Consider the following 20,247-nt stretch of genomic DNA (forward strand, 5'->3'; position numbering starts at 1 on the left):
CTTGGCCGCGCATGCGTGAGCAAGGCTCACAGCCTACAAGTGAGCCCTTGCCTACTGCTCGTCGATAAAGGTTCGCAGGTGGTCGGAGCGGCTGGGGTGGCGCAGTTTGCGCAACGCCTTGGCTTCGATCTGGCGGATTCGCTCGCGGGTGACGTCGAACTGCTTGCCGACTTCTTCCAGCGTGTGGTCGGTATTCATGTCGATACCGAAGCGCATGCGCAGCACCTTGGCTTCGCGTGCTGTGAGGCCGCCCAGTACGTCCCGGGTGGCTTCTTCCAGGCTCTTGTCATTGGCGCTGTCAGACGGTGATTCCATGGTGCTGTCTTCGATGAAGTCGCCCAGGTTGGAGTCTTCGTCGTCGCCGATGGGCGTTTCGAGCGAAATCGGCTCCTTGGCGATTTTCAGCACCTTGCGGATCTTGTCTTCCGGCATTTCCATGCGCTCGGCCAGTTCTTCCGGTGTGGCTTCACGGCCCATCTCCTGCAGCATCTGCCGCGAGATGCGGTTCAGCTTGTTGATGGTTTCGATCATGTGCACCGGAATACGGATGGTGCGTGCCTGGTCGGCGATCGAGCGGGTAATGGCCTGCCGAATCCACCAGGTGGCGTAGGTGGAGAACTTGTAGCCGCGCCGGTACTCGAACTTGTCGACGGCCTTCATCAGGCCGATGTTGCCTTCCTGAATCAGGTCGAGGAACTGCAGACCCCGGTTGGTGTACTTCTTGGCGATGGAGATGACCAGGCGCAGGTTGGCCTCGACCATTTCCTTCTTGGCGCGCCGGGCACGGGCTTCACCAATGGAGATGCGGCGGTGAATGTCCTTGATCTCAGAGAGATTCAGGCCGGTCAGTTTCTCCAGGTTGCGCAGCTTGCGCTGGGCCCGCTTCAGTTCGATTTCGTGTTCGAACAGGCGCTTGCCATAGGTCTTGTCATCAAACAGCTTTTCCAGCCACTCGGGGTTGGTCTCGTTGCCCTGGAAGCTCTTGATGAAGTCGCGCCGCGGCATGCCGACCTGCTGGGTGCAGATGCGCATGATGTTGCGCTCCTGAGTGCGCACGATATGCACGGCATTGCGTACGTTCTGCAGCAGCAGATCGTATTGGCGGTTGGCCAGCTTGAAGGGAGAGAACAGTTCGCCCAGTTCGTTCAGGGCCTTGTTCGCTTCCTTGGTCTCGCGGCCGTGCTTGTCGATGATCTTCTGGGCACGATCGAACGCTTCCCGCAGCGCCTCGAAGCGCTGGCGGGCCAGTTCGGGGTCGACACCGCCGTCGGCCGGATCATCTTCTTCATCCAGGTCGTCGTTGTCGCTGTCGTCGTCCTTGGCCGGAGTCACTGTCGGCGTGGGCGCAGCAGTCGGGGTCTGGTCTGTGTCCGGGTCCAGAAAGCTGCTGAGAATGTCGGTCAGCCGGCCTTCTTCTTCCTGGCTGGCGTCCCAGGCTTCGAGTACATGCTCGATGTTGCCGGGGAAGTGAGCCAGGGCGGACATCACTTCGCGCAGGCCTTCTTCAATGCGCTTGGCAATGACGATTTCGCCTTCACGGGTCAGCAGCTCGACGGTGCCCATTTCACGCATGTACATGCGCACCGGGTCGGTGGTGCGCCCGGTGTCGGACTCCACGGCCACCAGGGCCGCTGCGGCCTCCTCGGAGGCGTCTTCGTCAGCAGGGCTGGCATCGTCGGACATGAACAGGGTGTCGCCTTCATCTGGCGCTACTTCGACAACGCTGATGCCGATGTCGTTGATCATGCGGATGATGTCTTCAACCTGCTCCGGGCTGGCAATTTCTTCCGGCAGGTGGTCATTCACCTCGGAATAGGTCAGATAGCCCTGTTCCTTGCCCTTGGAAATCAGTTTCTTGAGGCGCGACTGTTGTTGCTGAGATTGTTCAGCCATCCAAATACCTGTCTTCTGTCATGTGCTCGGGGGTTGAGTCCACCAATCGGTGCCGCGACCGGCGCCCGGAAAAAGGCGCAATAGTATAGCTGAACCGGCCGTGACATTTCTACTGCCAATCACGGGCGGCTGATTTGTGCGCAGGTCGCCGGAATCATTCGAATGTGGGGCTCAGCTTGCTCTTTTTCAACAGGGTCAGGTAACGTTCTTTCTGTACCCCGGTCATATTCTTGCGATCGGTCAGCCAAAGCTGCCGCAATTGTTCGTATTCTTCCCGTTCCGTGGGTTCATGCGTCAGGTCGCGCAGCAGTGCTCGCAGGATGTCCTTGTGATGCTTACCCGGGCTGTTCTGCCGGGTCAGGATGGCAAAGTACTCCGTGCGCGACAGGCCACGCAGCAGATCTTCAAAACCGTGCGGGGCCAGCAGGTCCATGGCTTCGTAGCGATTGGCTGCAGCTCTGGATTGTAACAAGGTTAGCATACTTTTCACCCACGCGATGTGATCCCCGTCCTTGAATTGACGTTCGCCCAGGTCAATATCTTCCGCCAGTTGCGGCCAGCAGAGCATCAGCGCCATGGCTTTCTGCCACGGCGGCGGCTGGCGGGTCTGGTTCAGATCCCGGGAAGAGGGCAGCCGCTGGTTTTCATTCAGGGTGTCCAGCACCGGTGGGCCATCCTGAAGCCAGTCCGGCGGCGGCCCGGGGTCGGCATGTTCCATCAGGTCCGGTGGCGGGGGCACGGGGGCGGCCTCCTGCGCCACCGGCGGTGTGGCCGGGCGCTGGGTGGTCTTGGGGTCGGGCGCTTCGGCCAGACGCTGGCGGATCAGCTCGGGCGGCAGGCCGGCCAGGTCGGCCAGACGCTGCATGATCAGCGATACCAGCATACCCTGCGGCGGCAGTTGCTTGAGCTGGGGCACGGCAATATGCACCAGGCGTGCACGGCCGTCCATGGTCTCCATGTCGACCTGCTCCTGCCAGTGTTGCAGCAGGAATTCGCTCAGTGTAGGTGCGCGGGACAGCCGCTCTTCGAAGGCTTCCAGCCCTTCCTGCCGGATCAGGGTGTCCGGGTCTTCACCCTGTGGCAAAAACAGGAAACGCAGCGTGCGGCCGTCCCCGGCTTCGCTGAGCGCGGTATCCAGTGCTCGTACGGCGGCCTTGCGGCCGGCATCGTCACCGTCGAAACAGAAGATGACTTCATTGGCCAGGCGGAACAGCTTGTCGAGGTGGTCGGCACTGGTGGCGGTGCCCAGGGTGGCCACCCCATAGGGCAGGCCGAACTGGTGCAGGGCGATAACATCCATATAGCCTTCGACCACCAGAAACCGCTCCGGCTGGCGCTGCGCCTGCAGGGCTTCATAGAGGCCGTACAGTTCGCGGCTCTTGTGGAAGATGGTGGTTTCGGGTGAGTTCAGGTACTTGGGCTTGTCATCACCCATGACGCGGCCGCCAAAGGCAATCACCCGGCCGCGGATGTCCCGAATGGGAAACATGATGCGATCACGGAAGCGGTCGTAGGTCTTGCCGTCTTCCTTGGCGATCACCATGCCGGAATCGACCAGGCGCTGCAGCTGGGCGCGGTCATTGTCGGCCTGCTGGTTGCGCAACAGGTTGTCCCAGCCCGGCGGTGCGAAACCGATCCCGAACTGCTGGGCGACCTGGCCACTCAGGCCGCGGTCCTTGAGGTAGCGTACGGCATTGTCGCCGCCGGCATGTTCGCGCAACTGGCGGCGATAGAAGTCGGCGGCGTGTTCCAGCACACCATAGAGGGTTTTCTGCTGCTGGCGCTTGCGGTCGGCCTCGGGGTTGTGTTCACGCGGTACTTCCATGCCGGCCATGCGAGCCAGTTCTTCCACTGCCTCGGGGAAATGCATGCGGTCATGTTCCAGCAGGAACTTCAGGGCGTTGCCGGAGGCGCCACAGCCGAAGCAGTGGTAGAACTGCTTGCTCTGCACCACATTGAAGGAGGGGGTTTTTTCATTGTGAAAAGGGCACAGCCCGAGATGGCTCTTGCCGGCTTTCTTGAGTTTTACCCGCGAGGAAATGACGTCCACGATATCGACGCGATCAAGCACATCGTCAATGAAGGATTGTGGAATCAGACCGGCCATGGTTGGGTATTCCTGCCTGAGCGCCGTGTTCAACAGTGAAAACTCTGCCCCGTGCAGATCAGTATAGCGAGTCTGTCAACGGCGTCAGCAGGCTGTGCCGTATATCGGAGGTCAGAGTGCAAGAAAAGTCGGGTGCAGCGTCAAGCGTCAGCCCAGTCGGGCCTTGACCTGCTGGCTGACCTGGCCCATGTCGGCACGACCCTGGACCTGGGGTTTCAGTACGCCCATGACCTTGCCCATGTCCGCCATGCTGGCGGCTCCGGTAGCGGCAAGGGCGCTGTCGATCAATTCGTTGAGTTCCGATTCACTCAGGGCGGCGGGAAGGAATTGGGCAATCACCTCCAGTTCAGCTTTCTCTGTGTCGGCGAGATCCTGCCGACCGGCAGCTTCGAACTGTTCGAAAGAGTCCCGGCGCTGTTTCTGCATCTTGTCCAGCACAGCCAGTACCCGGGCATCATCCAGTTCGATGCGCTCATCCACTTCCACCCGTTTGATGTCGGCCAGTATCATGCGCAGTACACCCAGGCGTGCCTTGTCTTTGGCACGCATGGCGTCCTTCATGGCAGTCTGCAACTGTTCTTTCAGTGCCATGGGCTCTGGTCTCCGATCATTCGGTGAAATACGGAAATAGCACAAGGGCTGCGCCGCACACAGCCCCGCTGCTCATACCAACGGAAGTCCAATCAATTCAACGTCATCTGCCAACGGAACAGGCAGGTGCACGGGAATGTCCAGTGATCGGATCAGTAGTTGCGTTGCAGGCGCTTCTGTTCGCGCTGCAGTTTTTTCGCATGGCGCTTCACTGCCGCAGCAGCCTTGCGCTTACGAGCCCAGGTCGGCTTTTCATAGAATTCACGGCGACGTACGTCTGCCAGAATACCGGCCTTTTCACAGGAACGCTTGAAACGACGCAGTGCTACGTCGAACGGCTCGTTGTCTTTCACTTTAACCTGAGGCATCTAATCCCCTTCAATTTCCGTTGTGTATGTTGGTGTCGAAATGGCCCCTGGCGGGCCAACCCCTGGGCTGCAGCGGTGACAGGTCAGACACCGCCCAGATTCGGGATGCGCGATTTTACGCCTGCCCATGGGGAAAGTCAAAGCGCCGTGGGGCTCAGTGCTTCAGTTATTGCCGCGCCAGCGATAGGCGACCAGGCCCAGCCATTCGTGCAGGGCCTGGCTGCTCTGGTGCAGGTAGTAGGCTCTGGGCACCCAGTTGGTCAGCCGGCCTGCCGATGGCACCGAGAGATGCTCCACTGGCGCCGGTATCACGGCCACGCCGGCCTGCTCGAAAGCATAGACGGCACGGGGCATGTGGTGCGCCTGCGTGACCAGCAGCACCGGTGACAGGTCGTGCTGCTGAAGCAGGGCGGCGGTAAAGCGTGCGTTCTCCCAGGTATTGCGGCTGTCGGGTTCCAGCAGCAACTGGTCCAGATCATAGACCTGGCGCAGATTGCGCGCCATCAGCTCGGCCTCGGGCGCCTGGTCGGCAGTGCCCAGACCACCGGACAACACCAGCGGCAGACCAAGCTGGCGCTGCCAGCGCACGCCCTCGTGCAGGCGGCGCAGAGTAGGGTTGCTGATCGTATCCAGGCCGTCCCATTCGGGCGCAGCATGCAGGCGCCCGCCGCCCAGAACCACAATGGCCTGCGCCTGCGCGGCTGATTCTACCGTGGGGACCGGGTGGATGTGCAGAAAACGGTGCAGCGTCCAGGCGCCGGAGGGCAGGGCCAGCCAGAGCAGGCTCAATGTCGCCAGGGCACAGAGCAGCCAGCCGCTGCGCCGCCATTTCAGGCCGACCAGAAGCAGGGCCAGACCCAGAAGCAACAGGTTGGCCCCGGGCGGGAGCAGCCAGAATTTCCATGCACTCAACATCGGTTCGCACTTCCTTTATGTAAAAGCGGGGCCGGGTGGCAGCTGCCGCTGCCGCTTATAGTGCCGACTCTGCCGCTGCTCGGGTAGCCTTGGCCTGTTCTGCCCAGTATCATCCGCAGGCCATGATACCAAAACGGGCAGCACCGAGGTCGCCAATGCGTGTACTGGGAATAGAATCCTCCTGTGATGAGACCGGCGTGGCGGTGTATGACACCGAACGCGGGCTGCTTTCGCATGCCCTGTTCAGCCAGGTCAAGCTGCACGCCGAATATGGCGGCGTGGTGCCGGAGCTGGCTTCGCGCGACCATGTGCGGCGCCTGCTGCCGCTGGTTGATCAGGTACTGGCCGAGGCCGGCCTGAGCCGGCAGGATGTCGACGGGGTGGCCTATACGACCGGTCCCGGGCTGCTGGGTGCTCTGATGGTGGGCGCCATGGCGGGGCGCAGTCTGGCGCTGGCCTGGGGCGTGCCGGCAGTGGCCGTGCATCATATGGAAGGGCATCTGCTGGCGCCCATGCTGGAAGCCGAACCGCCCGCGTTTCCCTTTGTGGCGCTGCTGGTGTCCGGCGGGCATACGCAGCTGATCAAGGTCGAGGCGCTGGGGCGCTATGAGCTGCTGGGCGAATCACTCGATGACGCCGCCGGCGAAGCCTTCGACAAGACGGCCAAGCTGCTCGGCCTGCCGTATCCGGGTGGTCCCGAGCTGGCCCGGCTGGCCGAACAGGGCGTGCCGGAGCGGTTCGTGTTCACGGCCCCCATGATTGACCGCCCCGGCATGGATTTTTCCTTCAGTGGGCTGAAAACCGCCGTCCGCCAGGCGGTGGCCAGGTTGCCGACCCCGCTGTCCGAGCAGGACAGGGCCGATGTGGCCCTCGGCTTTCAGACGGCCGTGGTGCGGGCGCTGGAGGTCAAGTGCCGGCGGGCCCTGCAGGCCACCGGCCATCGTACGCTGGTGGTGGCTGGCGGCGTCAGTGCCAACACCGCCCTGCGGGCAGCACTGGACCGCATGGCCGCGAAAGAGCGGGGGCGGGTGTACTATCCCGACCTGCGCTTCTGTACCGACAATGGTGCCATGATTGCCTATGCCGGTGCCCAGCGGCTGCTTGCCGGGGAGCAGGTCGACAGTGCCGTGACCCTGCATGCGCGCTGGCCATTGACTGATCTGCAGCCGCCCGGACAGAGTGCAGGGCAGGCCGCATGAGTGAGATGACCCCCGGGCATGACAGCCGCGACCGCATTGTCATCCGCAATCTGCAGGTGCCGACCCTGATCGGGGTCTACGATTTCGAGCGCGAAGCCCTGCAGACGCTGCGCATGGATTTGACGCTGTACACGGATATCAGGGCTGCCGGGCGGTCGGATGACCTCGCCGATACCCTGAACTATGCCGCCATCGCCGAAGCCGTGGTCGCCTTTGGTGCCGAGGCCCGGTATGAGTTGCTGGAAGCCTTTGCCGAGGCGCTGTGTGCAGAGCTGTTGGTCCGCTTCACGGCGGACCGACTGGATATGGTGCTGTACAAGGATGGTTGCATTCCCGGTGCCCGGGGTGCCGAGCTGCATCTGACCCGCCACCGGGGTGGTCAGGCCGATGATCGGACAGAGAACTGAGTGAGTTCGCCATGAGCAGTCATTCGAGCCAGGCACCGCGGTCTGTAGCCAAGCCCTCGACAGCCGTCGAGGTGTTGCTGGGTCTGGGCTCCAACATCCGGCGGGATTACCACCTGCAGGCCGGCCTGGCGGCGCTGCGCGCCGAGTTCGGGACCGTCGAGTGTTCACCCTTCTATGAGAGTGCAGCTGTCGGCTTTGCCGGCAGTCCCTTCTACAATGGTGTGGCCGCCATTCGGACCGAGCTGTCCGTTGACGAGCTGAACCGCTGGCTCAAGGCGCTGGAAGACGGCTTTGGCCGCGACCGCAGCCAGCCCAAATTCTCCAGCCGCAATCTGGATGTGGACATCCTGACCTGTGGCGACCTGCACGGCTGGATAGAGGGGGTGCAACTGCCGCGCTCGGAAGTGTTCCGCCACGCCTTCGTGCTGAAGCCGCTGGCCGACCTGCGCCCGCAGGGCCAGGTGCCCGGTGAACAGCGGACCTGGGGCGAATTGTGGGCGCAGATCGGCGACAGCCTGCAGCCCCTGCATCCTGTCGAGCTGGCACCCCTGGCCAGTTCCCTGCCGCTGGGCTGAGCGCCGTCCTGCTGCTTTTCTTCCATTGGCTGTTGTTCTAGTCTGCCTGCAGGCGCGGCGCTGCAGCCGCACATCTTCAGAGCAAGCCCGCATCGATGGAGGCCCCATGGTCCAACCCGAAACTGTTGCTGCTGATACGGCAGCCCGCGAACACGGCCGCTGGTGGCGTGAAGGCATTGTGTATCAGATCTATCCCCGCAGTTTTCTCGACACCAATGGCGATGGCATTGGCGACCTGCGCGGCATCATAAACAAGCTGGATTATCTGCAGGCACTGGGCATCACCATTGTCTGGCTGAACCCCATCTACGCCTCGCCCAATGATGACAATGGCTATGACATCAGCGACTACGAGTCCATCATGGCTGAGTTCGGCACCATGGCGGATTTCGAGGAATTGCTGCACGGCCTGCACGAGCGTGGCATCCGCTTGATCATGGATCTGGTGGTCAACCACAGTTCCGACGAGCACGCCTGGTTTGTCGAGTCGCGGCGCAGTCGGGACAACCCGCACCGCGACTTCTATATCTGGCGCGACGGCGTGGACACACCTGCCGGCGAACAGCCGCCGAACAACTGGCGCTCGTTTTTCTCCGGCTCGACCTGGGAAAAGGATGCTGCGACCGGGCAGTACTACCTGCATCTGTTTTCGCGCAAGCAGCCGGATCTGAATTGGGAGCACCCGCCGGTGCGCGAGGCCGTGTACGACATGATGAACCGCTGGTTCGACATGGGCATCGACGGCTTTCGCATGGATGTCATCAATCTGCTGTCCAAGGTACCGGGGTTGCCCTCGGTGCCTGACACACCCCCAGGCGAGCTGGCCTGGGGTGGCCGCTACTTCGTCAACGGCCCCCGGCTGCACGAGTTCCTGCAGGAAATGCATCAGCGCACCCTGGCCGGCCGGGATGTGATGACAGTGGGTGAATGCGTGGCCGTCGATGTGGCCGAGGGCCGCAAGCTGGTTGGGCAGGACCGGGGTGAACTGGACATGATTTTCCAGATGGAACACATGGATCTCGACAGCGGGCCGCTGGGCAAGTGGGATATCAAACAGCCGTGGTCGCGCGCGGAGCTCAAATCCATCCTGGGGCGCTGGATTCAGGGTCTGCACGGTGATGGTTGGAACTCCCAGTTCTGGACCAATCACGACCAACCGCGCACGGTGTCCCGCTTCGGCAATGACAGCCCCGAGTGGCGCGAGAAATCAGCCCTGGCGCTGGCCGCACTGCCACTGACCCTGCCCGGCACACCCTATATCTATCAGGGTGACGAGATCGGCATGACCAATGTCGCCTTCCCCATTGAAGACTACCGTGATCTGGAAACACTCAATTGGTATCGGGAAGAGGTGGCGCGCGGTCGCGATCCGGCTGCGCTGATGCCGGCCATTCACTTCAAGAGCCGGGACAATGCCCGTACCCCCATGCAGTGGGACGACTCGGCGCAGGCGGGCTTCACCTCGGGCACGCCCTGGCTGCGGATCAATCCGGACTATGCGCAGATCAATGTGGCAGAAGCCATGGCGCGGCCCGGTTCGGTCTGGCACGGGTTCAGGGAACTGATCGAACTGCGCAAGGCCAACCCGGGGCTGGCCTATGCCGAACTGACCTGGCTGTGGCCGGAGCATGAGGCGCTGGTGGTCTTTCGGAGTCGGCATCAGCAGCAGAACTGGCTGATCGCGCTGAACCTGCATAATGAGCCGCAGACCCTGCCCACCGAGCTGCCACCGGTCGAGCTCTGGCTCTGGTCCAATGAGCCGCTGCCGAGCGGCCCTGTGCAGTCGCTGGCGCCCTGGCAGGCGTTGGTCGGGCAACTGCCGACGGCGTCAGCCGGTTGAAAAGCGACCGTCAGTGCGGTCGCATGACTGGTCTGCACGGCTGGCACTGTTATACTCGGTCGCCATTGACGGGCAACCGGGGACGAAGGTGTGCTGACAAAATGGTTTCTGCACGGCCTGCTGGCTGTGGTGGTATTGGTGTTGCTGACGCTGGGCGGACTGTGGTGGTGGTCTGTCCAGCCTGCGGATATCCGTCTGACGGAAGCGGAATCCAGACAACTGACGCTCGACAACGGCATGGAAGTCGAGGTGGTCTCGGACCCGGATGCGCCGGCGGCCAGTCTGGACTGGCGCTGGCTGTCGGGCACGGTGGAAGACCCGCAGGATTGGCCGGCCAGGCATCAGCTGTTCAGCCGGGTGCTGTTCTACGGCGAGAGTGACTCCGGTTACCGCCACCTGGAAACCCGGGCTCTGCGCGATCCGCTGGGTGCGGTCAGTACCCGAGTTGACCGCACGCATACTCATATCCAGTACCAGACCAGTCCCAGCGCTTTTGCCGAAGAGGTCGACTATGTCGCGCGGCTGCTGCGTTCCCCGACCTTGCCGCTGGAAGGCATTGCCTATGAGCGGGGCCAACTGACCGGCCTGGACGCCGCCTATGACTTCATGAGTCCGGGAGAGGTCGCCCGGGTATCGGCCCTGTTGCAGCAGGGACTGCCCGACCTGCCGCCGCTGCAGCATGACATGGCAGGCTGGGAAGGCATGAGCAATGAAGCCGTCGCGCGTGAGCTGGCCCGCTACGCAGATGACCGGCTGACGGCCCCCCTGATGCAGATCACACTGCGTGCGCCCATGCCGCTGTCCGAGCTGGAGGCGTTGGCCCGGGAGACCTTTGGCCGTTTGCGTGACCAGGCCGCAGAGCCGTCTGCAGAGTCCTTGCCGGAAGGCCCGGTGGCGGGCTTGCCCGATGCCCGTACCGAGCCGGTGAGTGTGAATCGGGAACTGCACCCGCAGGCACCTGATCTGCGTCTGCTGTATCCCTGGCGGCTGGGCTCCGAACAGCTGGACAGTGCCGACCGCCTGGTCAACTGGTTCAACCAGCCTTACGAGGAAGGCATCACTCGGCAACTGCAGAATGCCGGCATCATCGAAGGCCTGCAGGCACGTTTCAATGATGATTTCCTGATTCTGGATATCGACCTGGCCTCCAACGATGCAGCTGACCTCAATCGTCTGCACAGTACCCTGGCCAGCTTTCTGGCACAGCTGCTCAATCATCCGGCGGCGCCCACCCGGATTACACGTATTGCCGGTGAAGAGCGCGTTGCCGAAGCACTGACGCTGTACGATCTGGATCTGGACCCGACGCTGCTGCTGCAACTGGATCTGCGCGGCAATGCGGCTGCCTCTGCCGGTACGCTGCCAGAACCGGATCTGACGCAGGCCCTGACTCTGCAATTGCCGCGCTCGGAGCCCGAGCGCAGCGATGATCTGCCCGGGGTGGACCCGAACGAATATGAACTGCTGGGCTGGCAGCCGGGCCTGCTGCTGGATGAAGAGGGTGCCACCGTCTGGCATTATGAAGACAACCGATTCGGCACCACGCTGGCCTCTGCGCATGTGCGTGTGCACTACCCGATTGGCCCTGATCAGCGGGAGCAGGAACGCTGGCGCCGCTGGGCCTATCGCCACGGCCCCGGCTGGAGCAACCAGATTATCTGGACCGATCATCATGCCCGCACACCGGCGCAGGGGCTGCGCGTTGAAGTTGACGACCAGGGCGTGACCTGGCACTACACCGACCGCTGGCCGGAAGTAGAACCCTGGCTCTATGACCTGATTCAGCAGTTGGAAGGCCTGGCGGTTGAATTGCCGGAGGCCATGCCCGAAGTGCGGCAACCTGATCGCCTGATGCGGGAGCGGGCCGGATTGCTGCCGGTACCGCAGCCCGAAGACCTGGGCCGACTGCGCAACACCGTATTGCTGAGTGGTCGTATTCCGCGCGAGGATGCCGGGCGGTTCGCCGAATGGCTGGAAACCCAGCGGCCTGCCGAGCATATGGCCGAAGTGCCACCGCGCCCGGATACACTGTGGCGCCTGGATACCGGTCATCGGGTGGCCGAGCTGAGCCTGAACGGCGGCCGCTCCCAGGTCAGCCGGGTGCTGCAGGTGCCGGAATACAACATGCGTCAGCGCACGCTGGCCGACTGGACCTTCCCGTGGTTGGAAGAAACCCTGACCATGGCCGTGCGCGGTGAGGAGTTCGGCGGCGAGCTCAATATGGCACTGCGGGCACCGCTGGGCTATACCGGTCTGGATATCGAACTGTCGAGTCAGACTCAGGACCCGGCGCGCCTGGGGCTCTATCTGGAAACATTCTGGGTGCAACTGGCCTTGGCTGCCGAGGGCTTGTCGTCGGAACGTTTCCGCGCCAGTACCCAGCGCCGCGCCGACCTGCTGCGTGATGCCGCATCAACGCTGCCGGCGCTGGCGGCCTATCACTGGGACGACATCACTGCTGGCCGGCCACATTTCAATGGCCGTCTGCAGCAGGCGCGCACCCTCGAAGGCACCAATATGGACGGCTGGCAGTTCTTTGTACGCCAGTGGCTGTTCGATACCAATGCGCGCCAGTTGACGGTGTATGAAATTGGTGCTGACTGGGCTGATGACTACAGTTCAGCCCGGCAGATGCCTGCCGGGGCCCGTGAGTGGTAAACCACGGGTCGGCAGACTGCGCCTGGGCTGATTGTGCGTGGGTACAGGCGTGATAGGGCGATAGGAGGGTAGGAGGTCGGCTCAGACCTCCTCTTCATCGTCCTGATTGATACGCAGCGGCAGGGTCAGATAGACACTGATCTGATCGTTCAGTTCCGCAGAGACACGGACCTCGCCACCCAGCAGTTCCGCGTAGCGCTTGAGCAGCAACATGCCCAGGCCCGGGCCCAGATAGCGCCCGTCCTCACTGCTGTGCAACTGGAAGTGGGTGAACCACTGGTTGGCATCCATGTCATTCAGCGTGAAGTCGAAGGCGGTGAAGGTGAACTGGACAACGTCGTCCAGTTCAGCATGCAGGTAGCTGATCATGCCGGCCTGCATGGGCTTGCCCTGAGACAGCGGGGACATGGTGGCCAGCCCCACTTCCACGGCGCGCAGAAACACACGACGGTCCGTGCGCGCGCTGATGTCTGCATCTTCATGTTGCAGTGACACCGTTTCCGGCAGGCGGTTCTCTTCATGCAGTCGTGCCACCAGAGCCTGCAATTCATGGTCTACCACAAAGTGGTCTTCATGCAGGCTGTCGTGTCTGACTTCGACTTCCAGCAACTCCACCAGGTCATTGCAGATCACATGCAGAAAGCTGAGCTGTGACTTCACCACCGGGTCGATGCGGGTCTTGCTGACTTTCTGGCTGGCAGTGCCGGCGATTTTTTCGAACTGCTGAGCCAGTTGCAGAATGGCACGGTTCTGATCGGTCTGCCGGTGCTGCAATGATCGGCGCTGGCGTGTGACGTGCCCCAGCTCCAGATTCAGGCGCTCCTGCTCCAGATGGGCTTCCTGCAACCGACGGTTCTGGTTGCCCTGCTCACGCAGCAGCTGTGAGGTGACAGATGGGTTGGGAACAGTGGGACTAAGTGGGACTTGTCGGGAGCATGTGGGCTGAGCCCAGTGTTCATGCGGCATTGCTGGAGCTGGAACCGAGCAGCGGTAAAAATTGTCGCGTCGCATGAATATTCAGAATATCGTCAATACGACGCGAGACTTGGGACACATTTGTAAGCGGTGTTTAACGGCTCATTATAGAGTCGTAAAGGCGCTGCAGGTGGTCGTCGCTGAGTTTGGTCAGGCTGCTGATCTGCAGGCCTAGCCGTTGCTTGACCTCATGATACACGTCACCCTTGCTGAGGCCTAGTTGCTTGGATCGTGCCCATATGGCTGTGTACAGCTCTTTGCGGCTATGATCGACTCTAGCCCCTGCAGCACTAGCATCTCGGCGCTTAATGGCTTTCATTTGTTTGAGCCAGGCCAGTGCGTCATCACCCAGGTGGGTGGGTATCGCCCGGTAGGTTTCTACGTCATACCGATCACGCACGACTCGGTGCCACTTCGGGAAAAGCTTGGCGGGCGGGACCCCTGTGGCCGCCTCCTCGGCCCTCACCAGGTCATCCAGTGTCCGCTGAATGTCGCGCGCCTGTTTGGGCGTGATGTGCTCAGGGCCAGGTGTGAAATTCACACTGACCCTTTTGGGAGCGTGGTGATGTATATCGCCCTGGTGAAATTGGGCATTGCCGCCCACGTTAAAGCTGTTGCCACTCATGCTGTTGCTACTGCCGCCTATGTTTGGGCGGTCGGGCTCAGCTGATTTCTTCTTCCTGATGTTCTCACCAAACATCTGCGTGACGTTGTTTTTGATCTTTTTGTGGTCCTTGTCGTCAGTCATACTACCTCACTAAGCTGCTGTTTTTATTAGCCTTATTACCTTTTTGGCGTCCGGTTGGGCGCCGGTTTCGTTGTACATCTCATAGATCGCCAGGATCAGGTCTGCCTTTTTTGAGGCTGGCGTAATTTCCAGATCCAGCATTTCCATGGCCTCCTCGATTGCCTCTATCACAACCCTCATAAGGGTTTCGTCAAAGCCTGCGCTCCCTAGATCCTTCAGATACATAGGGCCATGTCCCGTCAGCACCCAGTTAGCGTTTATGCCTTGTTCTACTAAGCCAGCAATGACTTGACTGCCTGGCACGCGACTACCCCCCTCATACTGTTGCCAAGAGCGAAACTTGCTGCCCACCGCTTCAGCCATACTCTTTTGAGTGTAATCGAGCGCCTTTCTTACACTCTTTAGCCGACTGCCAATTAGCTCATCCATGCGCAACACCTCTGTCGCACTTATGCCGCACTTTCGCAACACCACTGTTATCGGCGCAACACCTAGGGCAACTCTTTGATTTCATTGACATTATTTGAATAGCACTCCAATGAGTACAAAATTTAAGGTGTTGCGCGTCTAAAGAGTGTTGTTATGCTCTCAATTGAGTGCTAATGTCTAAACCCATGACTATATTAGACAGCACCACCAAAGCCCTATTACGTGACCCCGCCAAGCGACGGGCGTGGGTCGTTTATCAAGTGGCCATACAGGGCACCTCACTGGCTGCCGTGGCCCGGGAAAAGGGCCTGGCGCGCCAGACTCTGTACCGGGCGTTCGACATCCCTTACCCCCGCATGGAGAAGATCATGGCGGACGCCGTTGGCCTTACGCCGCAGCAGCTTTTCCCTGAGCGGTATACGAAAGACGGCCTGCCCGCCCGCCGCATGGGCCGCCCTAAAAAGTCTGCTACCAAGAAACCAAAGGATACCACCCCTTACCACCAGCGCAATGTCGATAACGGGGAGCGGATTTAGACATGCGCCGCCGGGATCCTTTAACCGATGACATGTTCCTGATACCGACGCCGGTGGCGCCGGTACCGGCCAGCATGGATTACCGCGCCGAAGTCGCCCACCTGGTGAGTGCCGTCATTAAGGATTCGGGCGTGGACCGGTATGAACTGGCTGCCCGCATGAGCCGCCTGACCGGACAAGAGGTGTCCAAGTACATGGTGGATGCCTGGTCGAGCGAAAGCCGCGAGGCATACAACATGCCGTTTCATCAAGCCGCTGTGCTGGAGAGTGCGTGCGAAACCCTGGCGCTGACCACCTGGTTGGCCGAGAAGCGCGGCGCCCGTCTGCTGGTGGGCAAAGACACGCTCACCAATGAGCTGGGCAAGCTGGAACGGGTAAAGGAAGACGCGGCCAAAAAAATCCGCGAACTGAAGCGAATAATGGGAGAGATGGAATGACAACAATCATAAGCGAGCGCCAGTGCTGGATAGATAGCCAGTACCTTGAAGGCATGCCTGAACGGCTGCGCGCCCGCAGCGATCGGCCCTACATGATGCTGGAAGTGGATACCGGCACCGACCTCACGCTGGAACTGGCCTATGGCAGCGCCGGCGGCACCGGGTACGACCACGATTTTTTGAACATGGCGAACACCCATATCTGGTACTTCTCCCGCAAAGGCCGGCACGTTGCGCGGCGTGTTGCGCGTGAGCTGGCCGGTCTGGGGTTTGCGTTTTTATACCCTGGCGACGGCCCCGACATTTTCATCTTGAGCGCCCGTTCGCATCTCATCATTGACGCCGGTTATCGGTGGCAGGAGGAGTGCGCATGAGTCGGGTGGTGACACGAAAGCGCATAGCGCAGGCTCTGGCCAAGAACCCATCGACCATCACTCGACGCGCTGATAAAGAGAGGTGGCCATTCGAGGAGGTGTCAACGAATGGCGGCCTGCAGCGCCACTACCCAGTGGACTCACTGCCCAAGCCCGTGCGCGAAGCGCTTGCCGAGCTGTCGGCCCGCGAGGCGGCGCAGGAAGCTCTGAACCGGGGCGCTGCCGAGATGGCCCCTGCAGAGGTATCAGGTGGCAACGCTGCCGCCCATGCCCGCCGCCTGGCGGCGGAGCGTGAGGAAAAACAACGGGCCGTCCAGGCGGCCAAACAGGAGGGCCTGAAGCGCTTCTCAGCCCTGCCGTCCGACAGTCCGAAACGCCTGCGCGCCAAGGCCCGTGAAACCGTATTGATGGCCCTGTGGGACTACCAGAGACGACGCCAGTTGCCGCTGCGCCCGGCACTCAAACAATTCGCCGAGCTGGCCAACGCCGGCGAGATCAATCTGCCGGAATCGGTCTGGGACTGGATGCCCACTTACGGCGGTGGTCGCGGCCTGCACGTGGGCAGCCTGAAGCGCTGGCACTACGACTACAAAGACGAAGGCTTGTGGGGGCTGGTGGATGGCCATGGCACACGCAAAGGCCAATTCAAAGTGCTGCAGGTCGAGGGTCTGGCCAAGGTCATTCACGACATGATGCTGGCCAATCCGCACACCACGCCGACGCAAATCAAGAAATACCTGGAGGCCGATCACCCGGACAAAAACACGGTCTCCGTCAAGGCCATTGAGCGCTACATGAAGCACTGGCAGGAAGAGAATGCTCAGTACTTCATGTACGAGACCAACCCCGATGCCTGGAAGAACAATTACATGGCGGCGGTCGGCTCGCAGCATGAGGATGTGAAGCGGCTGAACCAGCGCTGGGAGCTGGATTCCACGCCGGGCGACCTGATGCTGAAAGACGGCCGTCACAGCGTGATAGCGGTGATCGACATGTACACACGCAGGCTCAAGCCGCTGGTCTCCAAAACCTCGACCGCCACGGCGGTGTGCCAGGTGTTCCGCCGGGCGCTGTTGGACTGGGGTGTTCCTGAAGCCATCGTCACCGACAACGGCGCGGACTACGTGTCACACCAGTTCAAGAGCGTGGTGCGCAGCCTGGACATTGATCAGCGGCTGTGCCTGCCCTTTGCGTCTGAGCAGAAGGGCACCATTGAGCGTGCCTTGAAGACCATGAGCCACAGTATTGTGGAAATGCTGCCCGGCTACATCGGCCACAGCGTGGCTGATCGCAAGGTGATTGAGGGCCGCAAAAGCTTCGCCCAGCGCATCATGTCGAAGGATGAGGTGGTGGAAGTGAGCCTGACGTCCGAAGAGTTCCAGAAGCTGCTGGACGACTGGGCCGACTATGCGTATGGCCGGGACCCGCACAGTGGCCTGGACGGCCGCAGCCCCTTTGAGGTGGCCGCCGCCTGGAAAGAGCCGGTCAACAAGATACACGATGAGCGCGCCCTGGACCTGCTGCTGGAAGAGATTGGCGGCTGGCGCACGATCACCAAAAAAGGCATCCGTTTTGAGAACCACCAGTACGACGCCCCGGAGCTGTTTGAGCACGTGGGTAAGCAGGCTGAGCTGAAGCGTGATGAGCAGGACATTGGCCGTCTGACGGCCTACGTGGACGGCGAGTTTGTGGCGGTGGTCGAGTGCGCCGAGCTGCTGGGGATCTCTCGCAAGGACCGGGCCCGAGCTGCCCAGCAGTTCCAGAAAGAATTCCTGAAGTCGCAGCGTGAAGATTTCGGCCAGTTCCGCAAGAGCGTGAACAAGAACATTGGTGCGGTGGTGATGGATGCCCGGCGCAAAGAGGCGGAGAACGTCTCCATGATGCCGCATGCGGGTGTGAGCTACACCACCGACGGGCTTGAGCAGGCTGGCAAGGCCGCCCGCGCGCGCCGTACCGGAGCGCCTCAGGTTGATGCGCAGCAGCAAATGACGCCCGAGCAAAAAGCGAAATTCAAGGCGCAGTTTGAGGCCGAGAAAAACAAGCCCAAAGCGCCCGTAACGGCGATTGAATCGAATCGAGATAAGTATGAGCGGTGGGTGCGCCTGGACCGGCAGATTGCGGCGGGCCATGTGCCTTCAGACGCGGAGGCCCGGTTCCACAAGCACTTTCCCCAGTCTTCAGCCTACAAGTCCCAGAAAACGTTTTATGCGGACTTTAACCTGCAAGTAAAGGACGCCTAACCGGCGTTTAAAGAAGTGCGCCCGTGTATCGGCACGGGCGCGATGATGTCAATCCGATGGAGTACTGACATGACAACGCAACAAAGTTTGACGCAAAACCTCAACCCGGTCAATCCACACAGCGGCCTGACCACCGCCCCGTTGCAGAACGTGGGGCTGTGCAACGAAGCCCTGGAGCGTGCCCTGGATCGACCGGCGCACCTGCCCGGCCTGGTTGCATTCTATGGGCCGTCCGGCTGGGGCAAGTCCACCGCCGCCGCCTACTGTGCCAACCGGCACCGGGCCTACTACGTGGAGTGTAAAAGCTCCTGGACCAAGAAGGCCTTGTTGCTGGCCATCATCACCGAGATGGGCATTGCCCCCGCCAAGACGCTGTACGAGATGGCGGACCAGATCAGCGAGCAGCTGGTGCTGAGCCAACGGCCGCTGATCATTGATGAGATGGATCACATCGTCAGCAAGAAGGCGGTCGAAGTGGTGCGCGACATCTACGAAGGCAGCAACGCCGCCATTCTGCTGATTGGTGAAGAGATGCTGCCGGCCAAGCTGCGCGAGTGGGAACGGTTCCACAACCGCATGCTCTCCTGGGTGCCGGCACAGCCGTGCAACCTGGACGACGCTCAGGCACTGGCGCAGATGTATTGCTCAGAGGTGGCGATAGCGGATGATCTGATGTCCCGCATCTCTGATGTATCGAGAGGGGCTGCCCGTCGGATCTGCGTCAATCTGGAATCGGTACGCCAGGCGGCATTGTCTGACGGGCTGGACTTCATTGATTTGGCCACCTGGGGTGACCGTCCACTCTACAGCGGCGAAGCGCCGAAGCGGAGGGTGTGATATGCGCAAGCTGCCACTGGGCCGCAAAGCGGCACACCTCACCGCCGACAAGAAACGCCCGCAGGGCCGCCAGGTGATGTGGGAGGCCATTCGGGCCATACGCACCTTCACCATTCAGGATCTGGAGATAAAGACAAACATCACCCAGGGCACCTTGCGCACCTACGTCATGGGTCTGCAGCGCGCCGGGTATCTGGACCGCCAGGAGCCGGAGCGCAAAAACAACCGGTACGGACCCGTGCGCTGGACTTTGATTAATGATGTGGGCGTAGAAGCGCCCCGGGTTACCCGGGACGGCCGTCACGTTACCCAGGGCCGGGGTCGTGAACAGCTCTGGCGCACCATGCGCATCATTGGGCAGTTCACCTTTCACGAGCTGGCCGTTCAGGCCAGCACTGAGGAACTGGTGGTGGCGCCGGGTGAGGCGAACTTCTACTGCCAGTACTTGCACCGCGCCGGGTATCTGGTCTGCATGGAAAAGGGTGGCCCCAACAAGGCCGCCCGGTACCGCTTACTCAAGACCCGTTACACAGGCCCGCAAGCCCCACAGATTCAACGGGTACGCCAGGTGTGGGACCCGAACACCGAGCAGGTGGTATGGACACCGGAGGGCCAGACCGATGAGTGATTGGATGGAAGTACTGCGTGAGGAATGCAAACACACCAGCCAGAACCGCATGGCGCAACGCTTGGGGGTGTCGTCGTCCATGGTGAGCCAGGCACTGAAAGGGGTTTACCCCGGCGACCTGAGCAAGCTGCAGCGCCGCGTGGAGGGCGAGCTGATGGGGTCGTCGGTTAACTGTCCGGTGTTGGGTGAGATCTCGACCCGCGAATGCCTTGATTGTCAGCGCCGACCGTTTGCCGCAACCAACGCACAGCGTGTGCGTCTTTATCGGGCCTGCCGTAGTGGATGCCCCAATAGTCAGTTAGAGAGGTTGAATGATGTCAATTGATAAGCCCCAGGTTGTCCAGCAGATGTGTGATCGGACCACCACCATATCGGTACGCACAGACACGCGCTTACTGCCGGACCTTCCTATCACGGTGGAAACCCATACGGAATACGATGAGCGGTTGGGTGCTACCCCAGACTGGACACGGGTGGCGTTGAGTTTGGG

Annotated in this window: 20 protein-coding genes; 12 read left to right on the forward strand and 8 right to left on the reverse strand. The window is 61.3% G+C overall.

Annotated elements, in window-relative coordinates:
- Window positions 1-51 precede the first annotated feature (51 nt).
- The 5 genes from rpoD to E4656_RS13555 form a co-directional block, all read right to left on the reverse strand.
- The gene (gene rpoD / locus E4656_RS13535) at window positions 52-1,893 is read right to left on the reverse strand and encodes an RNA polymerase sigma factor RpoD (protein ID WP_135483822.1); all 1,842 of its coding nucleotides are present in this window, start codon (window positions 1,891-1,893) and stop codon (window positions 52-54) included.
- A 154-nt stretch (window positions 1,894-2,047) separates the two neighbouring features.
- A complete protein-coding gene (gene dnaG / locus E4656_RS13540) occupies window positions 2,048-4,000 on the reverse strand; it encodes a DNA primase (protein WP_135483823.1) in 1,953 nt (650 codons plus the stop codon).
- 147 nt (window positions 4,001-4,147) lie between these two features.
- Window positions 4,148-4,591 carry a GatB/YqeY domain-containing protein gene (locus tag E4656_RS13545; RefSeq protein WP_135483824.1) on the reverse strand — a complete coding sequence of 148 codons (444 nt, stop codon included), beginning with the start codon at window positions 4,589-4,591 and terminating at the stop codon, window positions 4,148-4,150.
- 152 nt (window positions 4,592-4,743) lie between these two features.
- The gene (rpsU, locus tag E4656_RS13550) at window positions 4,744-4,959 is read right to left on the reverse strand and encodes a 30S ribosomal protein S21 (protein WP_135483825.1); all 216 of its coding nucleotides are present in this window, start codon (window positions 4,957-4,959) and stop codon (window positions 4,744-4,746) included.
- A 162-nt stretch (window positions 4,960-5,121) separates the two neighbouring features.
- A complete protein-coding gene (locus E4656_RS13555) occupies window positions 5,122-5,874 on the reverse strand; it encodes a YdcF family protein (protein ID WP_135483826.1) in 753 nt (250 codons plus the stop codon).
- Between the two features lie 155 nt (window positions 5,875-6,029).
- Between E4656_RS13555 and tsaD the strand changes: the two genes are divergently transcribed.
- The 5 genes from tsaD to E4656_RS13580 all read left to right on the forward strand — a co-directional run bounded on the left by tsaD (window position 6,030) and on the right by E4656_RS13580 (window position 12,553).
- Window positions 6,030-7,073 (forward strand): tRNA (adenosine(37)-N6)-threonylcarbamoyltransferase complex transferase subunit TsaD, encoded by a 1,044-nt coding sequence (gene tsaD / locus E4656_RS13560; RefSeq protein ID WP_135483827.1) that lies wholly within the window; start codon window positions 6,030-6,032, stop codon window positions 7,071-7,073.
- Window positions 7,070-7,480, forward strand: a complete 411-nt coding sequence (locus E4656_RS13565; protein ID WP_205849207.1) for a dihydroneopterin aldolase — start codon at window positions 7,070-7,072, stop codon at window positions 7,478-7,480. Before tsaD ends, E4656_RS13565 begins: the two co-directional genes overlap by 4 nt.
- An 11-nt stretch (window positions 7,481-7,491) precedes the next feature.
- Complete coding sequence (gene folK, locus E4656_RS13570; protein ID WP_135483828.1) at window positions 7,492-8,055, forward strand: 2-amino-4-hydroxy-6-hydroxymethyldihydropteridine diphosphokinase; 564 nt, start codon at window positions 7,492-7,494, stop codon at window positions 8,053-8,055.
- Window positions 8,056-8,161: 106 nt separating this feature from the next.
- Complete coding sequence (locus E4656_RS13575) at window positions 8,162-9,895, forward strand: alpha-glucosidase (protein WP_135483829.1); 1,734 nt, start codon at window positions 8,162-8,164, stop codon at window positions 9,893-9,895.
- Window positions 9,896-9,985: 90 nt separating this feature from the next.
- Window positions 9,986-12,553 carry a peptidase M16 family protein gene (locus E4656_RS13580; protein ID WP_135483830.1) on the forward strand — a complete coding sequence of 856 codons (2,568 nt, stop codon included), beginning with the start codon at window positions 9,986-9,988 and terminating at the stop codon, window positions 12,551-12,553.
- Window positions 12,554-12,634: 81 nt separating this feature from the next.
- Here E4656_RS13580 and E4656_RS13585 read toward each other — a convergent pair whose 3' ends face one another.
- From E4656_RS13585 to E4656_RS13595, 3 genes are all read right to left on the reverse strand, one after another.
- A complete protein-coding gene (locus E4656_RS13585) occupies window positions 12,635-13,399 on the reverse strand; it encodes a hypothetical protein (protein WP_135483831.1) in 765 nt (254 codons plus the stop codon).
- A gap of 223 nt (window positions 13,400-13,622) precedes the next feature.
- Window positions 13,623-14,276: a hypothetical protein gene (locus E4656_RS13590; protein WP_135483832.1), complete on the reverse strand. Its 654-nt coding sequence runs from the start codon at window positions 14,274-14,276 to the stop codon at window positions 13,623-13,625.
- Window positions 14,277-14,285: 9 nt separating this feature from the next.
- Entirely contained in the window at window positions 14,286-14,705 is a 420-nt protein-coding gene (locus E4656_RS13595; RefSeq protein ID WP_135483833.1) for a helix-turn-helix domain-containing protein, read from the reverse strand.
- 185 nt (window positions 14,706-14,890) lie between these two features.
- Here E4656_RS13595 and E4656_RS13600 point away from each other — a divergent pair, with 185 nt between their 5' ends.
- From E4656_RS13600 to E4656_RS13630, 7 genes are all read left to right on the forward strand, one after another.
- Window positions 14,891-15,241 carry a helix-turn-helix domain-containing protein gene (locus E4656_RS13600; protein WP_167856063.1) on the forward strand — a complete coding sequence of 117 codons (351 nt, stop codon included), beginning with the start codon at window positions 14,891-14,893 and terminating at the stop codon, window positions 15,239-15,241.
- A gap of 2 nt (window positions 15,242-15,243) precedes the next feature.
- Complete coding sequence (locus E4656_RS13605) at window positions 15,244-15,678, forward strand: hypothetical protein (protein ID WP_135483835.1); 435 nt, start codon at window positions 15,244-15,246, stop codon at window positions 15,676-15,678.
- Entirely contained in the window at window positions 15,675-16,052 is a 378-nt protein-coding gene (locus E4656_RS13610) for a hypothetical protein (RefSeq protein WP_135483836.1), read from the forward strand. Before E4656_RS13605 ends, E4656_RS13610 begins: the two co-directional genes overlap by 4 nt.
- On the forward strand, window positions 16,049-18,292 hold the full coding sequence (locus tag E4656_RS13615; RefSeq protein ID WP_135483837.1) for a DDE-type integrase/transposase/recombinase: 2,244 nt from the start codon (window positions 16,049-16,051) through the stop codon (window positions 18,290-18,292). Before E4656_RS13610 ends, E4656_RS13615 begins: the two co-directional genes overlap by 4 nt.
- Before the next feature lie 69 nt (window positions 18,293-18,361).
- Window positions 18,362-19,129: an AAA family ATPase gene (locus tag E4656_RS13620; protein WP_135483838.1), complete on the forward strand. Its 768-nt coding sequence runs from the start codon at window positions 18,362-18,364 to the stop codon at window positions 19,127-19,129.
- 1 nt (window position 19,130) lies between these two features.
- Window positions 19,131-19,757, forward strand: a complete 627-nt coding sequence (locus tag E4656_RS13625) for a hypothetical protein (protein ID WP_135483839.1) — start codon at window positions 19,131-19,133, stop codon at window positions 19,755-19,757.
- Complete coding sequence (locus E4656_RS13630; RefSeq protein WP_135483840.1) at window positions 19,750-20,082, forward strand: helix-turn-helix domain-containing protein; 333 nt, start codon at window positions 19,750-19,752, stop codon at window positions 20,080-20,082. The genes E4656_RS13625 and E4656_RS13630 overlap by 8 nt, the downstream gene beginning before the upstream one ends.
- Window positions 20,083-20,247: the final 165 nt, after the last annotated feature.

It is taken from the genome of Natronospirillum operosum (genome assembly GCF_004768465.1).
Lineage (GTDB): Bacteria > Pseudomonadota > Gammaproteobacteria > Pseudomonadales > Natronospirillaceae > Natronospirillum > Natronospirillum operosum.